Annotated in this window: 8 protein-coding genes; 6 read left to right on the top strand and 2 right to left on the bottom strand. The window is 67.1% G+C overall.

The window, feature by feature from the left end:
- From BN903_RS04335 to BN903_RS04325, 3 genes are all read left to right on the top strand, one after another.
- Positions 1–635, top strand: a 635-nt coding sequence (locus BN903_RS04335) for a TIGR00366 family protein (protein ID WP_048076558.1), incomplete at its 5' end; no start/stop codon positions are given.
- Between the two features lie 82 nt (positions 636–717).
- Positions 718–1206: a hypothetical protein gene (locus BN903_RS04330; protein WP_048076557.1), complete on the top strand. Its 489-nt coding sequence runs from the start codon at positions 718–720 to the stop codon at positions 1204–1206.
- A gap of 102 nt (positions 1207–1308) precedes the next feature.
- Positions 1309–1833 (top strand): hypothetical protein, encoded by a 525-nt coding sequence (locus tag BN903_RS04325; protein ID WP_228841012.1) that lies wholly within the window; start codon positions 1309–1311, stop codon positions 1831–1833.
- A 73-nt stretch (positions 1834–1906) separates the two neighbouring features.
- Here BN903_RS04325 and BN903_RS04320 read toward each other — a convergent pair whose 3' ends face one another.
- A complete protein-coding gene (locus BN903_RS04320) occupies positions 1907–2248 on the bottom strand; it encodes a 2Fe-2S iron-sulfur cluster-binding protein (protein WP_048076556.1) in 342 nt (113 codons plus the stop codon).
- A 503-nt stretch (positions 2249–2751) separates the two neighbouring features.
- On the opposite strand from BN903_RS04320, the gene BN903_RS04315 reads away from it, so the two are divergent.
- The 3 genes from BN903_RS04315 (at position 2752) to BN903_RS04305 (ending at position 4521) form a co-directional block, all read left to right on the top strand.
- Positions 2752–2955 (top strand): antitoxin VapB family protein, encoded by a 204-nt coding sequence (locus tag BN903_RS04315; RefSeq protein ID WP_048076555.1) that lies wholly within the window; start codon positions 2752–2754, stop codon positions 2953–2955.
- Positions 2956–3059: 104 nt separating this feature from the next.
- Positions 3060–4058 carry a phosphomevalonate decarboxylase MvaD gene (gene mvaD / locus BN903_RS04310; protein ID WP_048076554.1) on the top strand — a complete coding sequence of 333 codons (999 nt, stop codon included), beginning with the start codon at positions 3060–3062 and terminating at the stop codon, positions 4056–4058.
- Positions 4059–4158: 100 nt separating this feature from the next.
- Positions 4159–4521: a hypothetical protein gene (locus BN903_RS04305; RefSeq protein ID WP_048076553.1), complete on the top strand. Its 363-nt coding sequence runs from the start codon at positions 4159–4161 to the stop codon at positions 4519–4521.
- Between the two features lie 33 nt (positions 4522–4554).
- Here the strand turns inward: BN903_RS04305 and BN903_RS04300 are convergent.
- Positions 4555–5160: deoxyribodipyrimidine photo-lyase (locus tag BN903_RS04300; protein WP_048076552.1), on the bottom strand; the 606-nt coding region annotated here is incomplete at its 5' end.

The following is a 5160-nucleotide window of genomic DNA, read 5'->3' as shown; positions in this document are numbered from 1 at the left end:
ACGACGTCCCCGCCGAGCGGATGAACAACAGCCGGATCATCGGCGGGCTGGTCGCGCTCTCTGGCGTCGCCATCCTCGCGGTCCAGTTCGCCGGGCAGGGCCTCGGCGCGTTCACGCTGAACGCCGTCAACTTCGGGTTCCTCTTCGCGGGCCTGCTGATCTACCAGCGCCCGGCGTACTACCGCGACCGGTTCAACGAGGCGGCCGGCGCGGCGGCGGGCATCGTCCTACTCTTCCCCTTCTTCGCCGGCATCCAGGGGATCATGGCCGACTCCGGGCTGGCGCTTTTGCTCGCCGAGGGGTTACTCGACGTGTCGACGGCGGCGACGTACCCCGTGATCGCGTGGATCGTCGGCTCCGTCGCCAACCTGTTCGTCCCCTCCGGCGGCGGCGAGTGGCTCGTCGTCGGCCCGTCGGTGCTTCAGGCCGCCGAGGGGCTCGGCGTCCCCTACGGGCAGGCCACCATCGCGTACGCGGTCGGCGACGCGCACACGAACCTGCTGAACCCCTTCTGGGCGCTGCCGCTGCTCGCGATCACGAACGTCAAGGCGCGCGAGATGTTCGGCTACGCAATCGCCATGCTGATCGCGTTGATCCCGTTCCTCGCGATCGCGCTGTACGCGGTGCCGTACTGAGCGGGGGGGCGGGGCCACCGTTTCGACCCGCATCGAACGGTTCGCAAGAAAGTATATATCCTCTCGACAGCGAAGTCCGCGCATGAGCCCCTCCACGCGAACGCTCGGTAGTCGGACGGTGTCGGGTATCCTGCTGGGACTGCTCGTTCTCGGAGTCGTCCTCCTCGCCTTCGAGAACGTTCCGGGGACCTCGTTTCGGAGCGCGAACGTCGAGCTTTTCGCCGTCTTCATCCTCCCGCTCGCGATCTCGCTGGTCGCGTACGTCGGACTGGGTCGATCGGTCGTCTGGTGGGAACTCGCTCTTTTGGCCGTCTGGGGGGCGATCAGCGTCTCCGTCGCGACCTTCGTCGGGTTCTTCGCGACGATGGGGACGCCCGGCGGCTATCCGGGTGCTGCCGCCGAATTCGTCAGGGACGTCGCGATGTTCCTCGCGCTTACGGTCGGACTGGGCGTGCCCTACGGTCTCGCCGGGCGGCTCCGTCGCGAACACCCCCGGTGGGCCGTCGCGAGCGCTCTCGGTGCGCCCGTCGGCTCGCTCGTCCTGTTCAACGTCGTCGCAGTCGCGATGTAAGCGGACGCGACGGCGGAATCCCACGAGTGAAAGGCCTCCGGAAGCCGGACAGGTAACGAAAGGTACGTATATGGAGACTGAGAGGTGTTCTCACGAGACCCGATGCCCACACTGGATTTCGAAACGGACGCGCACGTCGACGAGTACGTCGTCGACGCCGAGAACACGACGGTGTTCGCCGCGTCCGACGGGGAGCTCACGTACATGCGGGCCGGTGAGACCGCCGCGGTGTCGGTTCCCGTCGGCGACGTGAACGGCGTCGAATTCGACCGGAACGACGGCCTTCGCCGCCACACGTTCCTCGGACTGTTCTTCCTCGTCCTCTCGCTCGTCCTCACCGTCGGGACGGTTCTTCTCGTCTATCAGGGACGCGTCGAGAGCCCGCGCGAAATCGGGCTCGCGGCCTTCCTGTCCGTGTTCGTGCTCGGCGGGTGGAACACCGCCTACGACCTCCTGTCGCGCTCGGACCGCGACGTGATCGACGTGTACGTCACCGCCGAAGCGGACACCCACGTCCTCTGTGGCGAGGTCGACGACGACGAGTTTGTGGACGCGTGCCAACAACTCGTCGACTCTCGGGTTCCCACGACGAACCGCCACCCGGCGCTGGAGGCCGAACTCGACTGACGCCCGCCGCGTCTCGCGTGGCGTCGACTGACGGAGGGGGTTCTAGCTGGAACGGAACGGACCGATCAGTTCTTCAGTCGTCGTCCGCGGCTGCGCCGTCGCCGTCCTCGGCGGGGGTCGCGGCGTCGTTCTCGATGCTCGGCGGGTACTTCCCGCGGTCGAGCGTAAGATCCGACTGCGGGCGGGCCATACAGGTGAGCGCGTACTTCTCCGCCTCCTCGTCGCTGAGACCGCGGGCGGCCGGCTGGGTCACCTCGCCGTCGATTATCTCCGCGGAACAGGCGAGACACATGCCGACGCGACAGGAGTACTCCTGGGCGATCCCCTCGTCGAAGCAGGCGCTGAGGATCGTCTCCGTGTCGGCCACCTCGATCGTCTCGCCGGTGCCGACGAACTCGACGGTGTACTCGGTCATGGCGCGGAGTACCCGCCGACCGGGCAAAAAGGGTTCCCCTCGATCGCGTCGCCGTCGCGGGGACGGAAGGCGAGAAACACACGCGAACGACGGCGACCCACCGGTTCCGGTTTTTTATAAACGGCGCGTGAAGACGCGCTCGTCGATGCTCTCCGTGCCCTCCGTCGCACAGATACCGACGTATTAATTCCCGCCGGGCGTCACCGTCGCCCGCGACGAACTGCTCCTATTGGCGGCGCTGCTTGTCCTCTGGGCGACGCTCGGCGGGTGAATTTATGAAGACGCGAAGGACCGAGGCAGCGAGTGGGCGTGGCAGTGGGGGTTCGGCACGCCACTCGCGGTGATCGCGGGACTGGACGTGATGCTCTTGGTAGTCGTAATCTATCTACTGCTTCGGGAATCGACGGAACGCGGAGCGTGAGCGGGGACTGAGGTCGGTCTCCCCTACGATGTTGCCCCGCTGGCAGACATTTATAAATATACGCATACGACTGTGTGCTGTGATGTCGACGAAAACGATCTCGCTCGACGAGGAGGCGTACGAGCGACTCAAGTCCCACAAGCGAGAGGGAGAGTCGTTTTCGGACATCGTCAAGCGGATCGCGGGCGAGCGATCGTGGACGGAGGTCGCCGGGATTCTCTCCGAAGAGGAGGCGGACGAACTGGAATCTCTCGTCGAGGACGGCCGGTCGCGCTCTCGGGACTGACGAAAACGTCTCGACGTCGAGACGTACTGAGCGTTCGAAGCGGGAGTCCCTCCCGTCTCCCGCCCATCGCAACGACTAATCCCCCGCCGGACGCTTCCCGAGACATGACCGGCAAGGCCACCGCGCGAGCCCACCCGATCCAGGGGCTCGTCAAGTACCACGGGATGCGCGACGAGGAACTGCGGCTCCCGTACCACGACAGCATCAGCCTCTGTACCGCGCCGACCGCGACGACGACCACCGTCGAGTGGCAGCCCGACGCGAGCGAGGACGTCTACGTCATCGGAGACGAGGAGGTGGGGGGCCGGGCGGCCGAGCGCATCGACATGGTCGTCGACCACGTCCGCGATCTGGCCGGCGTCGACGCCGCCGTGCGGCTGGAAAGCGAGAACTCCTTCCCGTCGAACATCGGCTTCGGCTCCTCGTCGTCCGGATTTGCGGCCGCCGCGCTCGCTCTCGTCGAGGCCGCCGGACTCGACCGGTCGCTCCCGGAGGTCTCGACTATCGCCCGCCGCGGCTCTTCCTCGGCGGCCCGCGCAGTCACCGGCGCGTACTCGCGGCTCGACGCCGGACTCAACGACGAGGACTGCCGGTCTCACCGACTCGACGTGGGCGTGAGCGGGGACGGCTTCGACCCCGAGGAGGACCTCCGGATCGTCGCCGCGCACGTCCCCGCGTACAAGGAGACGGAGGAAGCGCACCGCGAGGCGGCCGCGAGCCACATGATGCAGGCGCGGACCGCCCACGTCCAAGACCAGCTGGTCGAGATGACCGACGCGCTCCGCGAGGGAGAGTTCGATCGGATCTTCGAGACGGCCGAACACGACTCGCTGTCTTTGACCGCCACGACGATGACCGGCCCGTCGGGCTGGGTGTACTGGCAGCCGGAGACGATTGCCGTGTTCAACGCGGTCCGCGAGCTCCGGGAGTCGGGCGTCCCCGTCTACTTCTCGACGGACACCGGAGCCTCGGTGTACGTCAACACGCTCGCGGACCACGTCGACGAGGTCGAGTCCCGGATCGCGGAGGTCGGCATCGACACCGACGTCTGGGAGGTCGGCGGTCCCGCGCGCGTCCTCGACGAGAGCGACGCGCTGTTCTGAGGGCGCGACGCGCGGTTCCGGCCGGAGCGGGGCGTCAGAGCGCGCTACCGCCGCGGCGGGACGGTCTACTTATCAAGACAGGCGTGAAAACAACGTCGGTATGTCACCCATCTCCGAGGCCGTCTTGGCGTTCGACGGGCCCACCCCCCGCGTCGTCGCGGACCTGCGGAGCGTCTCGTTCGAGGTCGAACACGTGCGCGAGGACGTGGAGGGCGTCTACTCGGACCGCGACCTCGACGAGGCGTACCAGCTGGTGATGTCGAACCAGATCACCGGCGACGACTTCAAGGAGCTCATCGGCGAGAGCCGGTACAACGCACAGACCCTGTTTTTCGACGACGTGATCGTCTTCCTGTTCCCCGCCGACCGGTACGACGCGATATTCGCGTCCTTCGATTACGACGGCGCGTTTCCGGTGAACGAGCTGGTCGACGCGGTCGCCGAGGCGCGGGCGACCGAGTGAGCGACCGACGCGAGGCCGGTTCCCTCGAACTCGCTACTCCTCCGGGTCCTCGCCGCGCGCCCGCTTGTACATCGCGAGGGCCTCCTCGCGGCGCTCAGAGTGGTCGACGATCGGTGCCGGGTAGTCGGGCGCGGCGTTCGCGCGCTGGGTCGGCGACAGTTCGTGCCACTCGTGGATCAGGTCGGCCTCTACCTCCCGAAGCTCGGGGACGTACGCCTTGATGTACTCCGCGTCGGGATCGTAGCGCTCTCCCTGCGTCATCGGGTTGAAGATGCGGAAGTAGGGCTGCGCGTCGGTTCCCGTCGAGGCCGCCCACTGCCACCCGCCGTTGTCGTTGGCGGTGTCGTGGTCCGCCAGCCGATCGCGGAAGTGTTCGTACCCGTGCCGCCAGTCGGCGAGGAGGTCCTTCGTGAGGAAGGAGGCCACGATCATCCGCACGCGGTTGTGCATGAACGCCTCCTCGCGGAGCTGTCGCATGCCGGCGTCGACGATCGGATAGCCCGTCTCGCCGCGCTTCCACGCCGCGATCTCCTCGGGGTCGTCGCGCCACGCGATCCCCTCCTCGTACGCCTTGAAGTTCTCCGTCACCACCTCGGGGTTGTGGAAGAGGACCTGCGTGTAGAACTCTCGCCACGCGAG

This window comes from Halorubrum sp. AJ67 (assembly GCF_000513435.1).
This window is presented reverse-complemented; position numbering and strand designations above follow the sequence as displayed.